This window comes from Pantoea dispersa (assembly GCF_035783935.1).
In the GTDB taxonomy this organism is placed as follows: domain Bacteria; phylum Pseudomonadota; class Gammaproteobacteria; order Enterobacterales; family Enterobacteriaceae; genus Pantoea; species Pantoea dispersa_C.
Genome location: NZ_JALKOV010000054.1, coordinates 1 through 255 on the forward strand (window position 1 = coordinate 1; position 255 = coordinate 255).

Genomic DNA, 255 nt, shown 5'->3' on the forward strand with positions numbered 1-255 from the left:
TCGAACGGCAGCACAGAAGAGCTTGCTCTTTGGGTGGCGAGTGGCGGACGGGTGAGTAATGTCTGGGAAACTGCCCGATGGAGGGGGATAACTACTGGAAACGGTAGCTAATACCGCATAACGTCGCGAGACCAAAGTGGGGGACCTTCGGGCCTCACACCATCGGATGTGCCCAGATGGGATTAGCTAGTAGGTGGGGTAATGGCTCACCTAGGCGACGATCCCTAGCTGGTCTGAGAGGATGACCAGCCACAC

General features: G+C 57.3%; 1 rRNA gene. It reads left to right on the forward strand.

Features of this window, described 5'->3' with window-relative positions:
• Positions 1–255: ribosomal RNA gene (locus MXF20_RS23510) — 16S ribosomal RNA — on the forward strand; the annotation flags it as partial.